This is a genomic window from Clostridium sp. CX1 (assembly GCF_025398335.1).
Lineage (GTDB): Bacteria > Bacillota > Clostridia > Clostridiales > Clostridiaceae > Clostridium_AM > Clostridium_AM tanneri.
Window position 1 is genome coordinate 1 of sequence record NZ_JAODOO010000006.1, and the last position, 14,902, is coordinate 14,902.

Sequence of the window (14,902 nt, forward strand, 5' to 3'; positions counted from 1 at the left end):
TTTGTCTCATCTTGACTACCTTAGATATTTTAACATCTTCGTTTTTTACTGTCAAGAACTTTGTAAATATTTTTTGTTTTCCGTCGTTTCCGACGACTTTATTATAATATCATAAACATATTTTTACGTCAAGTACATTTTTACTGTTTTTTATTGATTATTTTTCAGATATTATAATTTTATCTGCCACAAATCTAAGTGACGAACTTAATAATATCATTTATAATTCTCTCCATCACATCAGTTATTCAGTTATATGTTACAATATATTAAAAAATCAGCTTTATTCTCACCAAATCTCTCGCTTATATATGTAAGCACACCAGGATAAGTTTACTGTATAGCTAAACATATCTCTCAGAATATACGAAATTGAACTCCTTGTTTTTATTACAGAAAAGAAATACTTTATTCAATTTTAATTTTAAACATAATATAATTAAAATTTACCAACAAAACTGTTTAGCATTTCTATAAGAAATGTTATAATATTTGTGGAAAATTAGTATTTTTTGTTTAATCATCCATGTTATAATAAATACAAGGTTGATCAGCGGGAGGATTACAAGTGAAAATCACAGAAGATAAAATCATTCAATTATCTAACCAATACATAGCAGTTGATAAACTTAAACGTGAAGTTTATAGAGGACTATTCTATAATTCAAATAGTGGTGCAATCATCTATGAGGTTAAGGATGAAGATAGTTCATTTGTAATACGGGATGTAAACTATGCTGCAGAAGAAATTTTGAAAATAAAGAAAAAAGATTTAATTGATAAGAACATGTTAGACGCTTTCCCTAATTTCGGAAAATATAAGCTTTATCATACACTCCAAAAGGTATACAAAACAGGAATTCCTGAACAAACTCCAATTTCATATTATAAGAAAGGAAATCTAAATCTTTGGAAGGAAAACTATGTTTTCAAGCTCAATTCAAAATACATAGTTTCAATTTTTAAAGATCTAGTTAGGGATAACGAGATAAAACAATCTTTAGATAAATTTAATGCACTTTTTGAGAACTCTAAGGATGTCATATTATTCTTTAATATGGATGGAAGTATTATAGATGTTAACAATGCAGCTGTCATAGTATCCGGTTATACAAAAGAAGAACTATTAAACATGAAAATTAGTGATTTGAGAGATGAAAGAACAGTTGATGTAATGGAACAGCAGTTGCAAAGTTCTATTGATCAGGGAGTATATTTTCAGACCTTTCACAAACGTAAAGATGGTAGTATATTTCCTGTAGAAGTGAATTCTATAGGAACTGAATTAGATGGGAAGTTAGTGCGTTGTGCCATAGTAAGAGATATTACTGAAAGAAAAACATTTAAGGAAAATTTAAGAGCTAGTGAAGAAAGATATAGATTATTGTTCGAAAATGCAAATGAGATTATTTACACTCATGATTTAGATGGAAAAATAACTTCTGTGAATAAAGCCTGCGAAGAAGTTTTAGGTTATGAAAGAGCCCAATTATTGGAGATGAATATCAAAGATCTTATATCTCCTGAATATATGTCAATGCTTCCCTGTCTAAAGAATATAAGTTTTTTGGGTAAGTCATCAGTTACTAACTTAGAACTTGAGTTTATTCACATTTCAGGTAAAAAAGTTATTTTGGAAATAAGTGAAAATATCCTCTGGAAAGATGGAAGACCTTATGAATTCCAAACTATTGCAAGAGATATTTCAGAAAGAAAAGCTGCTGAGGAAAAAATTAAATACTTAACCTATCATGATAAATTAACTGGAGTATATAATCGTTTGTTTTTGGAGCAAGAGTTAAATAGGCTTATAGCCGAGAACAAATTCCCTATTAGCATAATTATTACTGATGTAAATGGATTGAAACTAGCTAACGATGCCTTTGGACACCTAATTGGAGATAAACTTCTTAGGGAATCTGGTAGAATATTAAAAGCCAGTTGCCAGCATAACTCTATAATTGGTCGATGGGGTGGAGATGAGTTTATAATTGTTACACCTCTTTCATCAGAAGATGAAACAAAACATATAATTAGCAATATTAAAGCTAAATGTGAAGAAAGTACTCTTAATCCAATAAAACCAAATATGGCTATAGGATATGCAGTTATGGATAGTCTTCATCAAAATATTGACGAGCTTTTTAAAGAAGCAGAAAACTTTATGTACACAAATAAACTTCTAGAAAGTAAAAGCTTAAGAAGTTCAGTTATTTCATCACTACAGGAAACCCTGCACGCCAGTACCCCTGAAACTAGTGATCATTGTCAAAGAATGAGAGAAATGGCTATTAAATTTGGTCATATAATCAAGTTATCTAATGTAGATCTTGATAAACTCATACTACTATCTCTTTTACATGATATTGGCAAAATTGCTATTCCTAAAAATATTCTAGAAAAACCTGATAAACTTACGGATAAGGAATGGGATATAATGAAAAGACACTGTCAGATTGGTTATAATATTACTAACTCTAGTCCTGATCTCAGCAGTATCTCAGAGCTTATACTATATCACCATGAAAAATGGAATGGCAGTGGATATCCTCACGGTTTAAAGGGGGAAGAAATTCCTCTTCTATCTAGAATTATATCTATTATTGATGCTTATGATGTTATGCTAAATGAAAGACCTTATAAAAAACCTATGTCAAAGCAAGCAACTATAGATGAGTTGAAAAAAAATTCAGGTACTCAATTTGACCCAAGTCTTATAGATACCTTCATTAAAATGATAGAATGATTAGATGTCCGGTAAGTTACCGGATGTCTAATCATTCTATTTTGTCTTCACTGAGAATTTGGAAGTTTCCTAAGTCCTTCAATGCATCCTGATAACACTGTTATAAGCGGTAAAGCGTAGCATAATACTGCATATGGAGCATAAGTAGTTGCAGAAACCCCTGTAAGCATTAATATAAACAAGGAATTTACATTCCAAGGAATAAGTGGTGCAATAATAATTCCTGTATCTGATATAGTTCTAGCTAGTGTTGCATTGTCTATTCCTAACTCTCTATACTTGTTTTTTAGAAGTTCACCTGGCAATATTACTCCTACACTTTGGTCACAAATTAAGGTTAGCGTAGAGCTTATAACACTAGTTTTAAAAACTATTTCCCATTTTGACTTTACCCTAGCAATAATTCTATCTACTAGAGGAGCTATTAAGCCCGTTCCCCGGAAGAGGCTACTTAAGGTAATGGCTCCTATTATTATTAATAAAATTTCAACTATAGAAGTAATCCCTCCACAAAGGAGTATACTGTTTAGTTCCTCTAACTCTGTATTCCCTTTATATCCAGCTAGAATAGACCAAAAAATATTAGCCAAACTTATTTTCTGAGTAGTAACAGCAATTACTACTCCACTTATTAAAACCAAGGATATTGCCCTGATTATTTTTATTCCTAAGAAACATAATATGAACATGCAGACAGGCAACAACAATAATGCTGGAGAAATATAAAAACTCTTTTTTAGCACCAGTTCCATAATAACAAGATCAGAACTATTTAAAACTAAATTATATCCCTTACCAAGATAAAAATATACTGCTCCTGAAAAAAAGTAACCGGGCAATAAAGTTCTAGACATGGATAATAACGCATTCCTGTACGAGGTTTTAGTAGTGATCAATGTAAGATTCATCAACCCAGATATAGGAGAAATTTTATCTGCTAAGAACGCACCGGAAACTATAGCCCCTAAAAGGATATAGTCAGGAATTCCGAATACCTTTCCTACTCCTAATATTGCAATTCCTACAGTGCTAATAACTGCAAAGGCTGAACCCATAAAAACTGAAACAATAGAAGTAAATATAAAGACCATAAATAGCAGGTTAACTCCCTGCATATATACAAATCCATAATACATCATAGTTGGTATAACACCAGCTGAAAACCATATAGGTACTGTAGCACCAATTAGTAATATTAGAATAAATAGCTCTTTACATTCAACTAAGCTATTTTTAATCATATACAATAGTTGTTCTATGGTAAATCCGCCTTTTAACAATATACTTAAAGAAAGCACTATACTACTAAAAAAACCATAAAATAGACTTATTCTAAAAATCACACAACTTATTATCGATACAAGTGTAAAAACACCAATAATGTATGTATTCTTTTTGCTAACTTTATTTTTATTCATACCCCACCCCAAAATTCCAGCAAAATCCATTTACCTTTATAATATCACATTTTTACAGTATTATATAACTGTCTATAACAAAAATATGTTATTATAGTACTATACTAAAACTTGAAAAAAGGACGGATTTTTATGAAGGATAAACTATATTTGATTTTTTACAATGGTGAACTATTAGTTAAAGTAGAAAGTGAAAATATCATAATACCTAATGAAAAAAATATGAAAGATTTCAACATTGATTTAGATGTATTGGATTCTTCTTTATCAAGAACTAACCAGGAAATTTTTTTCGGAGAAATATCAAAAATAGACAGTATTCCAATTGGATTTGAGTTTTACGGGTTGCGTCCTCTAGCTAACCTAATAGAAAACTCTCTTTTCAATCTAGTTGCGAAAGCATTTCATTTAATACGCTGGAATAATACATACAAATATTGCAACAGATGTGGAACTTTAATGAAAGAAAAAGAAGATGAAAGAGCAAAAATCTGTCCCCAGTGCGGTTTTATTAATTATCCTAGAATATCTCCTGCAATCATAACTGCCGTTACTAAAAATAAAAAACTACTTCTAGCTCACAATACAAATTTTGCTAATAAAACATACAGTGTAATCGCAGGCTTTGTAGAACCTGGTGAAACCTTTGAGGATTGTGTTGCTAGAGAGGTCTTTGAGGAAACAGGCATAAAAGTTAAAAATATAAAATATTTCGGAAGTCAACCCTGGCCTTTTCCTGACTCTTTAATGGTAGCCTTCACCTGTGAATATGATGATGGTGAAATTAAAGTGGATGGTGTAGAAATTGACGAGGCTTACTGGTATGCTGTAGATGAATTACCTAAAACACCTCCTAAGGGCAGTATAGCTGGTAGGCTTATAGAATGGTTTATTCATAACTATGCATAAATTCAATTAGTATTTTTAATATACTTTACCAAGTTGATTAGCTATCAATTTTGAATTACTAAAAAACCTGCACTCATACAGAATGCAGGTTATCTTTCTATGTTCTATTTAATGTTAGTCTTTACTTTAATCCTTGTTCATAAGCTTCAACCATCTTTTTAACCATGTTTCCACCTACTGATCCTGCTTCTCTTGCAGTTAAATCCCCATTATAACCTTCCTTTAAGTTTACTCCTACTTCTCTTGCTGATTCCATTTTAAATTGATTTAATCCAGCCTTTGCTTGTGGTACTAATACTCTATTACTTCTATTTGCCATAGTTAAATTCCTCCTTTTAATTTTCTATAATTCAATATTTACATTTAAAGTTTGTGTAATTTCAGGATTATTACCCTATGAAATTGGATGAAAAAATGATAACAATTGTCATAAAAATTCTAGTGTATTAATAAGATAAATTGTATATACATTTACTGGAGGTTTGTATGTTTAATCAAATAGTATTAGCTGGTGCTGCTATATGCGGTATTTGTTTATGCGTTCCAAAGTCCTCTCTACAAACACTCAGAGAAAAAAGAGCAATAAAACTAGCCTGGAGAAAGCTAATGCAGGAAAAAAACTTGAAAAATAATTTAGGAGAATACTATGCTATAGGAGACATTAAAAGAATACCCAATGGATATGAACTAAGAATTATAACTCCTATAGGCTTCACAGATGAAAAAATCAAACTTTTAGAAGAAGAATTAGCTCATACTTATAACTCTAATATTTTAGTTGACTACAATAAGCGAACAAACAGACAAATATATATATATCTAATAGATTAATTATAAAGGAGAACCAGTCTTGCCGGTTCTCTTTTATAATTAACAGTATTTTCAGCTCAATTTAAATCTTCTGAAAACTACATTGACTTTTTCCCATCATTATGATATATTGACATTATATTGATAAAAAAATAACATATCTTAAGACTCGGTTGGGCGATGCATTAAAGAATACATCGTTTTCAAGAACTGACTTCTAGGGAGGGAAGTCCTTTTAGGATTTTCTCGCCCTTTTTTATATATTTAAACACTATATTTATAAATATCATAGTTATTTATTTAACTTTTAAGGGGGAATTAATCATGGAAACTCATTCTTTTAATCTCATCATGGCTTGCGCAATATTTCTTTCTAACTACACATTAATAATTTTTGAAAAACTTGATAAGGTTTTGCTTGCCTTTATAGGAGCATCCCTTATGATAGTTACAGGAATAATAAATCAGGAAAATGCCTTCAGTCACATCGATTTTAATACTATAGGACTATTAATTGGGATGATGATTATGGTTATGGTTATTAAAAGGACAGGTTTATTTGAATACTTAGCAATCAAAGTGGTGAAGCTTTCAAAGGCTCAGCCTCTAAGATTACTAATTTTATTATCTATGATAACCGGTGGTCTCTCAGCTATATTGGATAATGTTACAACGATACTTTTAATAACACCAATGACCTTTGATATAGCTAAGGAACTAAAAATATCTCCTGTCTCTTTAATAATAGCTGAGGTTTTTGCTTCTAATGTGGGAGGAACAGCTACATTAATAGGTGATCCTCCTAATATTATGATAGGAAGTGCAGTAGGCCTAGATTTTATAAGTTTCTTAAAAGTTAATGCACCTATTGCTCTACTTACCTTAATAGCAACTACTCTTATCTTTGCTGTTCTAAATAAAAAAGGGTTAACTACAACAGAAGAATCAAAAGAAAAAGTTTTAAAAATGGATGAAAAGTTAGCAATAAAAGATGCACGACTTCTTAAACAAAGCCTGTTAGTACTAGGAGTAACCCTAGCTGGCTTTATGCTTCATGGTGTTCTTCACTATGAATCTGCAACTATAGCTATTATAGGTGCTGTTGTACTTCTGACTATATCTCGCATAGGACCAGAAGAGGTTCTACATGAACTTGAGTGGAACACAATATTCTTCTTTATTGGTCTATTTATGTTAGTAGGCGGTCTTAAGGAAGCAGGAGCAATAAAACTTCTCGCTCAGTGGGTATTAGACCTGACTAATGGAAACCTAATCTTATCAACTATGGCAATACTTTGGGTTTCCGCTATTGCTTCTGCCTTTGTTGACAATATTCCTTTTGTTGCAACAATGATACCTATGATTCAAGATATGGGAACAATCTCAGGTATGAATCTTACTCCTCTTTGGTGGGCACTTTCACTAGGAGCCTGTCTAGGTGGTAATGGAACTATAATCGGAGCTAGTGCTAATGTTATAGCAACGGGTATGGCAGCAGATAGAGGCTATAGAATTTCCTTCAAAAACTACTTTAAAGTGGCCTTTCCTATAATGATTTTTACAATTATACTTGCTACTATTTATTTATACTTGCTTTATTTTGTATAGTGTGAATATAAAAAATAAAGGAGCAGTGCACAATCTAATCGCTAGAAGGTGCTCTACTCCTTTATAGTATTAACTTAATTTAAAACTTTTCAGTTCAAGTTCTAATTTACTGGACAAATCCTTCAACTTGCCAGCATATTCTATAAAATCATCCATAGTAGCGGAAATTTCTTCTGCAGAAGCGGATACCTCTTCTGTTCCTGCTGCGGTTTCTTCAGATATAGATGATACATTAGTTATTTCCTGTACAATTTCTTCTTTTCTATCATTCATTTCTACGGTAGATAATCTGATTTCGCTTACTTTGTCTATAAGACTATTAATAGACTTTAATATTTCAGTAAAAATCACTCTAGTTTGTTCAACTGCCAACTCCTGATCCTGAACAAATTCTTCTGCTCTATTTATAGCATCTACTGCTGATTTAGATTTACCTTGGATTTTTCCAATAATATCACTTATCTCCTTCGCTGAATCTCTGGATCTTTCCGCAAGCTTTCTTATCTCCTCAGCAACAACTGAAAAACCTCTACCAGCTTCCCCTGCTCTTGCAGCTTCAATAGCTGCATTTAAAGCTAATAAATTTGTTTGTTCTGTTATTTGTGTTATGGTTTCTGTTATAGAACTTATAGCCTCGGTACTTATATCTACTTCTTTAACTATTTCATTAACTTCAAATGTAGATAGTTTAGTATTGCTGGACTTCTCTACTAATGTATCTACCATTTCTAAACCTTTATTGCTTAGACTATTGGTCTCTGAAGATATACTATCCATTTCCTTTGTTGACTCTGTAATAACCTCAATTCTACTTGCCAACTCATTAATTTGTAATGCTCCTTGTTCTGCGTTCCTTGCTTGCTCTACAGTACCTTTAGAAATCTCCTCCATTGCTTGGCTAACCCCATTTATAGAAGCAGAAACTTCCTCTGTCATAGCATTTAGAATACTAGAGGTTTCCAAAACAACCTTAGAGGATTCTTCTACATTCTTAGTCAAGGCAGATATATTTTCCATCATTGCGTTAAAACTATTTCCTAATTCCAAGAATTCATCCTTCGAATTTATAATTACCCTTGTGGTTAAGTCTCCATCTGCTGCTCTTTCAAAGGAACCCTTTAGTTTAAGTACATTTTTGCTTATCCCCTTACTTATGAATATCGCTATAATTATAGAAAAGATTCCTGCTGCAAAAATAAATAAAAAGGTCAAATTTCTAATGATATTAGTATCACCTAGTAACTCTGATTCTTTCATAGAAGCAACAATCTTCCAGCCTGTTTTCTTGTTTGTAGTATAACTTGCAAATTTATTTGAATTATCCTCTGTGTATTTATATTCTACAAAACCTTTTTCTTTACTCTTTACTTCACTCCAAAAGCTTTGTTTTGAAACCACGTCTGTTCCAACCAACTTTTTATCTAAGTGGGCTAAAGCAGTACCTTTAGAGTCAGCAATAAATACATATCCTTCTTTTCCAATTCTTATTCCAGATAGTTGCTGAGATAGTTTATCTAAATTTAAGTCCATGGAAACTACACCTACAAGTTGTCCATCCTTTTCTACAGCTTTAGATATAGAAATAATTATGTTACCTGTAGCTGCGTCTTTATAAGCTTCACTGAAAATTAGCTTTCCTTTATTTTTAACTGCATCTGCATACCAAGGTCTTGTTGTAGGATTAAAATCTGCTGGCAAAGCAACTTCAGGATAGGTAATCGTTTTTCTTGTTTCAGTTCCATAATATACAGTAAAAATTTCTTCATTGCTTTCTTTTACATTTTGGAGCAAATACCTTGCAAAAGACTCAAACTCTGGCTTTGCTTCAATTTCCTTCAAATCCATATTGTTAGATAGCATCACTATCTGCTTTGACATTGCTTCGAAATAGTTATCAAGTCCTCTATTTACTTCTGTAAGAGTTTGTTCTGTGGTTATTTTGAATTTATTATCAAGTATACTATAAGCTTGATTATATGAAACTAGTCCTAAAAGTAACATTGGAATTATACATATAGCTATTAAAGCAATAAAAATTTTTGTGCCAATTTTTCTAGTTATCGTTACTTTTATACTACTTTTTTCAACTTTCTTCTTACTTTTTTTCATTTTTGACACCTCCGTATATAATTCGATTAATTACAGTTTATCATCTTTGTCAAATATTGTGAATAAAAAATTTTCAGAAATATTTAATTTAAAGTAAATAAAAAATAGTACGCCGGAAGTTAGCGTACTATTTAGATGATAAATAGACAAAATATAGACATAACAATGACACTTTTTGTAAAAATATAAACAAAACTTCTTCTATTTATAAACTTATAACTTTTTTTGAAATATTACACTTTAAACTTTTGCACCATTTCATTTAATTTATCTGCCAATTCAGATTGAACTTGAGTTGATTTAACAACTTCCTGAATAGACATAGTAGCATCCTCTATACTAGCTAGTATCTCCTCAGAACTTGAAGCAGAACTCTGTGCCGTAGCTGCCACATTTTGAATAGCTTCACTTACTTCTTTTATAGAATATAACATAGTTTTAGTTGATAATGATATTTCCTGAGACATGTTCTTTACAAATCGAGCATCTTCCTCATATCTAAAGCCTGCATCTAGAAATAATTGATAATCCGTTCTTACATTCTCTCCAATATGTTTTAAAATTTCCTCTGAGGTACTTGAAAGATTTATAAAGGCTTCTTCTACTTCACCTATAAAACTTTGAATTTTTGAAACTGATATGGAGGAATTCTCCGCAAGCTTTTTAACTTCATCGGCAACTACAGCGAAACCTTTTCCATGCTCTCCTGCCCTAGCAGCCTCTATAGCAGCATTTAATGAAAGAAGATTAGTTTGATTTGCTATAGCAGCAATAACATCAGACATAGATCTAATTTCACTTACTATCTTTCCAGCTTCTATTGCCCTTAAAATGTTACCATACTTTTCCTCATATACTCTTTCTGTTACAGTAATTGCCTCTTGACCCTTATCCCTTATCCCTAAAGCACGGCTTTCTATTTCTATTGAAGAACTTTCTCCCTCTTTAGCCCTAACAGCTAATCCACTTGCAGAAGAAGATATCTCTTCTGTTGATGCATTTACTTCTTCTACTGTTGCACTTAATTCTTCAGAGGAAGCAGATATTTCTATTGTACTTTGATTTATAAGTTCCATCTTAGAGGAAACTTCCTCAACTGTAGTTGAAATTTCTTTAGTTGAAGAAGTTATTTTACCAGTACTATCAACAATTTCGTTCACTAATTCCCTTATATTTTCTATGGCCCTATTTAGTGCTTTTGACATATCACCAATTTCATCCTTTGTGTCTATATCAATATTTTTAGTTAAATCCCCCTGTGCTAACCTCTCTGCAAAAACCACAACCTTTTTTAAATTTTTACCTATCATGTTACCTATAACAGCACCTAGTAAGCTGGCTGTTACCAAACCTAAAATAGCTAAGCCAATCATTATACTAGAAGAGCTTTTATACACTTGCGAACTATTCGTTACTCGTTTCTCCGCTTGCTGTATATTGGATTCTACAATTTTCTGGATTGAATCCTGAATCTTACTTTGAGTATCGTAATACTCCTTGAATACTTTCTTTGCCTCAGCATAGTTATTTTCCTTAACAAGAATAAATAACTTGTCCTGTTTTTCTCTGTAGGTTGGAAGTAATTTTGAGAACTCATCATATATTTTATCCTCCTCAACTTCTATTTCAAGTTCAGGTAAACTATTATATTCTTTCAACAATTCATCATCAGCTTTTCTCAACTTCTTTACAGCTTCCTCTAATCTCTGAATATCTCCTTTATTCTCTTCATTAATAACTAGAAGCATATCATAATTTATCTCCATTATGTTACGTCTAATAGCTGTTATTTGCTGCAAAGGTTTTAAATTATGTACTACGATTAAATCGCTGCTTGAATATATTTTTTTCATGTTCATTACGCCAATAGCTCCCATAACAGCAATAAATAATGCTCCTAAAATACAAGAAAATATTAGTTTGTGTGATATTTTCAAGTTTTTAAACCACTTCATAAAAATCTCCCCCATTCTTAGTTTTATATTCTCTGAATGAATGTTCATTCACATTATCTTAAAAAATTATTTTTTTAACCCATCCATAATAAAAGATATTAACTGTTCATTATTCTTCTTATAATCATATTCTTTTTCACTAAAAAGACATCCATTAATAGCTCCATGGATTACATAAAGAATTATAGTTGTAAAAAAACAGGTGTCTACATCCTTTATTTCTTCCTTTCTCTTTCCTTCCTCTATTAAACTTGCTACCTTAGCTATCAATTCATTAATAATTTTATTAATCTTGCTGTTAAGGCTCATAAGCAAGCTTCCCTCTTGAACAATTATCTTTAAGGTATCTGGAGCATCTTCTAAATCTGTGATACAAAATTCAATAAAAGATCTTATTTTAGTAGTTGTATCTATAGCAGTCATATTGATCTCATCAATATAGTTTGATATTTTTTTACATTGTGTATAGAAAATATATTCAATTATTTCTTCTTTGCTACTAAAATAATTATATACTGTGCCAACAGATATATTTGCTTCTTTAGTTATTTCTTGTATTTTAGTATTATGGTAACCTTTTTTAGATATCAGCTTTTCTGCATGTTTACGAATCAACTCTTTCTTATCCATATGTCCTCCAATAATGCATTATCAATTTCTACAACAAATACATTATATAATAACTTGATATTAAATTATATAATATTTCGCTAAAAATTTATCCTTATCTACATTGCTATATGGCTAATAGTAACTCAATAAAGAATATCTAATGAAATATTGGAGAGAATTATTTAATTTAAACTTATACCATAAATAAACGGCTAATACTGAACCTATAGTAAAAGTAGTTCAGTATTAACCGTAAGTCCTTAGTATTTATATGAGAATTTTATTCACTTATTTTACGTGAAACCTCTGACAACAAATCTGCAAGTACTACTAGCAATAAATAACAAATTAAAAGCAATGTTATTTCTGTGTATCTAAAATAACTCATACTAAGCTTAAATTGCTGACCTAATCCGCCAGCGCCTACAAACCCTACAACAATAGTAGTACGAAGTATTACTTCTCCACGATATAAAATATATGTGAGAAACTTAGGCATTACCGTTGGTATTACCCCGTAAATAAGTATTTGCGAGGAATTTGCCCCACAGGAGGCGAGATTTCTTATAGGTCTTAAATCTAAGTCTTCTACTACCTCTGCACAAAGCTTGCCCAGTATTCCAAAGTTATGCAGTGCTAATGCTATAGCTCCTGGAAGAATACCTGGTTTAAAGATAAAAACTATAATCATAGCCCAGACTAACTCTGGAACTGCTCTTGAAAAAATATATAAGCCTCTCATTACTCCAAATAGAATCCAGCTATACCATTTCTTCGATAAGGTCAATGTACCATCGGCAGTATTTCTTGCAGCAGGAATTACTGTTAAAAGCATCCCTATTGTTGCAAAGCCAATAGCCATAATACTCATTTGAAGAGTTTCGTAAGTAAGCTTTAAGGCATTTGTCCAACTTTCACCACTGAAAAATGCAGGATTTTCTTCTCCAACACCTAATAATCCATTTAAAAACTTCTTTCCATAATTAACATTACTTTCAGAGAATAATCCCCAAAAATCTGCATTATCTACCTTATATATAAATATCCAGGATCCAATGGTTATTATAAAAATAAGAAGAATGGAGAACTTGATAAAATCAAATTTTATATTTTTCTTAGGTATATCTATTTCATATTTCATATTACAAGCCTCCTTCTAAGCATGTTGCTCCAGAGGTCAATAAGAACTACAAGCGCTGTTAAAAAAAACATATATGTCCACATAACATTATAGTTTAAATCTTGCAATGCCAATTGAATTTGATAGCCTAATCCACCAAGTCCAATAAAGCTCATAATCGTTGATGAGCGAACGGCGCACTCCAGCCTGTACATGGTATAGCTTAGCATATCAATCTTAGCTATAGGAAAATATCCGTAGATCAAAACCTGTAACCTAGAAGCTCCTGCTGCCTTTAAGGCTTTTATAGGTTCTTTTGGAACATCATTTAGCATATCCGCATAAATACGTCCAAGAGTTCCTCCATAGGGTATTGCCAAAGCAAAAATTGCAGCGTAAGGAGTTAATCCAATGGCAGCAACAAATAACCAAGCCCAGACTAGCTCATGAATAGCCCTCATAAATCCAAGTACACCTCTGAATATAGTCTTAGAAACCCTACGATTAACTTCACTATATGCTAAAATACCAGAGGCTAGTATTCCAAAAACCATTGCAATGATAAATGCTAGTGTCATACCTGCTACAGCATAGGCAAGAGTCCTCCAAGCGGCAATCAATGCGGACTGTAAAGTTTCAGAGGATAAGTCTGGCTTAAACAATGATTCCACAACCTGAACTATAGTAACCTTTCCACCTGGATGTAAAAGCTCTGGTCCCCAATGGATTGAAAATAGACTCCATATAAAAATTAAAATGAGAATTAAAGTAAGTATGTTTTTTTTATGAAATTCTAAATAAGATTTAATGTTATGCATCCTTCCTCAGCTCCTTTAAATCATAGAGCATAGCTAAATCTCTCTCCGTCACCTTTTCTGTTGGAAGATCAAAGTAAACTTTTCCTTGCCTTAGTGCTATAACACGTGTGAAATACCTTTTAGCATACTCGACGCTGTGCATACTTGCCACAAGCGTCTGATTTTCTTCTCTTACAAGCTCTGTTAACATAGATAAAACATCCTCCGAACGAGCAGGATCTAAAGATGCAACTGGCTCATCCGCTAGTATAACTTCTGGTTTTTGCACTAACAGTCTAGCTAAAGCAACTCTTTGCTGCTCTCCACCAGATAAAGTAGAAGTCTTTTCATAGATTTTTTCTAATAACCCTACTCTTTTTAAAGCCTTAGCCGCTAGCTCTTTCTCCTGTGGGAAAAGCAACGATAAAAAGGATTTAAAAAATCCCCATTCAGACAGTCTGCCAGCCAAGACATTTTGAATTACTGGTAACTGACCTACTAAATCAAACTGTTGACGAATAATCCCAACCTTCTTAGCTAGCTGCTTACCAGTCTTATATTCAGCAGCTGGAATTCCATCAATAAGTAGTTTACCGCTATCTGGCTTAATAATATTAGCTAAAGCATTCAGTAGAGTTGTTTTTCCTGCTCCACTTGGACCTATTAGAGCAACTATCTCACCTTTTTTTATAGTAATAGAAAGAGGTGCTAGTGCTGTTTTATTACCATAGATTTTAGATACATCCTGTAATTCAAATATATTCTTCATAATGTCACCTTCTGTTCACATAGATAAATAGATACTTAATAATAAATTA

At 31.9% G+C, this 14,902-nt stretch carries 12 protein-coding genes and 1 other annotated feature; of the genes, 4 read left to right on the top strand and 8 right to left on the bottom strand.

Translation table 11 applies throughout. From position 1 onward, the window contains the following. Positions 1-568 precede the first annotated feature (568 nt). Positions 569-2,746: a PAS domain S-box protein gene (locus N4T77_RS08045; RefSeq protein WP_261671251.1), complete on the top strand. Its 2,178-nt coding sequence runs from the start codon at positions 569-571 to the stop codon at positions 2,744-2,746. Between the two features lie 47 nt (positions 2,747-2,793). On the opposite strand, the gene N4T77_RS08050 is transcribed toward N4T77_RS08045, so the two are convergent. Beyond that, the gene (locus tag N4T77_RS08050; RefSeq protein WP_261671252.1) at positions 2,794-4,164 is read right to left on the bottom strand and encodes a Na+/H+ antiporter NhaC family protein; all 1,371 of its coding nucleotides are present in this window, start codon (positions 4,162-4,164) and stop codon (positions 2,794-2,796) included. 132 nt (positions 4,165-4,296) lie between these two features. Here N4T77_RS08050 and nudC point away from each other — a divergent pair, with 132 nt between their 5' ends. Then, complete coding sequence (nudC, locus tag N4T77_RS08055; RefSeq protein WP_261671253.1) at positions 4,297-5,073, top strand: NAD(+) diphosphatase; 777 nt, start codon at positions 4,297-4,299, stop codon at positions 5,071-5,073. Between the two features lie 121 nt (positions 5,074-5,194). Here nudC and N4T77_RS08060 read toward each other — a convergent pair whose 3' ends face one another. Next, on the bottom strand, positions 5,195-5,392 hold the full coding sequence (locus tag N4T77_RS08060; RefSeq protein ID WP_261671254.1) for an alpha/beta-type small acid-soluble spore protein: 198 nt from the start codon (positions 5,390-5,392) through the stop codon (positions 5,195-5,197). 167 nt (positions 5,393-5,559) lie between these two features. On the opposite strand from N4T77_RS08060, the gene N4T77_RS08065 reads away from it, so the two are divergent. Both N4T77_RS08065 and N4T77_RS08070 read left to right on the top strand, forming a co-directional pair. Further along, entirely contained in the window at positions 5,560-5,904 is a 345-nt protein-coding gene (locus N4T77_RS08065) for a hypothetical protein (RefSeq protein WP_261671255.1), read from the top strand. Between the two features lie 150 nt (positions 5,905-6,054). Next, positions 6,055-6,115 (top strand) — a sequence feature (sodium ion sensor (DUF1646 type); this cis-regulatory element may regulate processes involved in with the transportation of sodium ions). Between the two features lie 92 nt (positions 6,116-6,207). Further along, positions 6,208-7,491, top strand: coding sequence for an ArsB/NhaD family transporter (locus tag N4T77_RS08070; protein WP_261671256.1), 1,284 nt, complete (start codon positions 6,208-6,210; stop codon positions 7,489-7,491). 69 nt (positions 7,492-7,560) lie between these two features. Here the strand turns inward: N4T77_RS08070 and N4T77_RS08075 are convergent, their stop codons facing one another. From N4T77_RS08075 to N4T77_RS08100, 6 genes are all read right to left on the bottom strand, one after another. Then, positions 7,561-9,600, bottom strand: coding sequence for a methyl-accepting chemotaxis protein (locus N4T77_RS08075; protein WP_261671257.1), 2,040 nt, complete (start codon positions 9,598-9,600; stop codon positions 7,561-7,563). Positions 9,601-9,833: 233 nt separating this feature from the next. Next, positions 9,834-11,555 carry a methyl-accepting chemotaxis protein gene (locus N4T77_RS08080; protein ID WP_261671258.1) on the bottom strand — a complete coding sequence of 574 codons (1,722 nt, stop codon included), beginning with the start codon at positions 11,553-11,555 and terminating at the stop codon, positions 9,834-9,836. Between the two features lie 66 nt (positions 11,556-11,621). Then, positions 11,622-12,185, bottom strand: a complete 564-nt coding sequence (locus N4T77_RS08085; RefSeq protein WP_261671259.1) for a TetR/AcrR family transcriptional regulator — start codon at positions 12,183-12,185, stop codon at positions 11,622-11,624. 262 nt (positions 12,186-12,447) lie between these two features. After that, positions 12,448-13,308 carry an ABC transporter permease gene (locus tag N4T77_RS08090; protein WP_261671260.1) on the bottom strand — a complete coding sequence of 287 codons (861 nt, stop codon included), beginning with the start codon at positions 13,306-13,308 and terminating at the stop codon, positions 12,448-12,450. Next, the gene (locus N4T77_RS08095; RefSeq protein ID WP_261671261.1) at positions 13,305-14,105 is read right to left on the bottom strand and encodes an ABC transporter permease; all 801 of its coding nucleotides are present in this window, start codon (positions 14,103-14,105) and stop codon (positions 13,305-13,307) included. Before N4T77_RS08095 ends, N4T77_RS08090 begins: the two co-directional genes overlap by 4 nt. After that, positions 14,098-14,853 (bottom strand): phosphonate ABC transporter ATP-binding protein, encoded by a 756-nt coding sequence (locus N4T77_RS08100; protein WP_261671262.1) that lies wholly within the window; start codon positions 14,851-14,853, stop codon positions 14,098-14,100. The genes N4T77_RS08095 and N4T77_RS08100 overlap by 8 nt, the downstream gene beginning before the upstream one ends. Positions 14,854-14,902: the final 49 nt, after the last annotated feature.

Bases quoted from the DNA above. Each gene is read 5' to 3' on its own strand.
- N4T77_RS08075 (WP_261671257.1), bottom strand. From the start codon at position 9,600: ATGAAAAAAAGTAAGAAGAAAGTTGAAAAAAGTAGTATAAAAGTAACG.
- N4T77_RS08080 (WP_261671258.1), bottom strand. From the start codon at position 11,555: ATGAAGTGGTTTAAAAACTTGAAAATATCACACAAACTAATATTTTCT.
- N4T77_RS08100 (WP_261671262.1), bottom strand. From the start codon at position 14,853: ATGAAGAATATATTTGAATTACAGGATGTATCTAAAATCTATGGTAAT.
- N4T77_RS08060 (WP_261671254.1), bottom strand. From the start codon at position 5,392: ATGGCAAATAGAAGTAATAGAGTATTAGTACCACAAGCAAAGGCTGGA.
- N4T77_RS08095 (WP_261671261.1), bottom strand. From the start codon at position 14,105: ATGCATAACATTAAATCTTATTTAGAATTTCATAAAAAAAACATACTT.
- N4T77_RS08065 (WP_261671255.1), top strand. From the start codon at position 5,560: ATGTTTAATCAAATAGTATTAGCTGGTGCTGCTATATGCGGTATTTGT.
- nudC (WP_261671253.1), top strand. From the start codon at position 4,297: ATGAAGGATAAACTATATTTGATTTTTTACAATGGTGAACTATTAGTT.
- N4T77_RS08050 (WP_261671252.1), bottom strand. From the start codon at position 4,164: ATGAATAAAAATAAAGTTAGCAAAAAGAATACATACATTATTGGTGTT.
- N4T77_RS08090 (WP_261671260.1), bottom strand. From the start codon at position 13,308: ATGAAATATGAAATAGATATACCTAAGAAAAATATAAAATTTGATTTT.
- N4T77_RS08085 (WP_261671259.1), bottom strand. From the start codon at position 12,185: ATGGATAAGAAAGAGTTGATTCGTAAACATGCAGAAAAGCTGATATCT.
- N4T77_RS08070 (WP_261671256.1), top strand. From the start codon at position 6,208: ATGGAAACTCATTCTTTTAATCTCATCATGGCTTGCGCAATATTTCTT.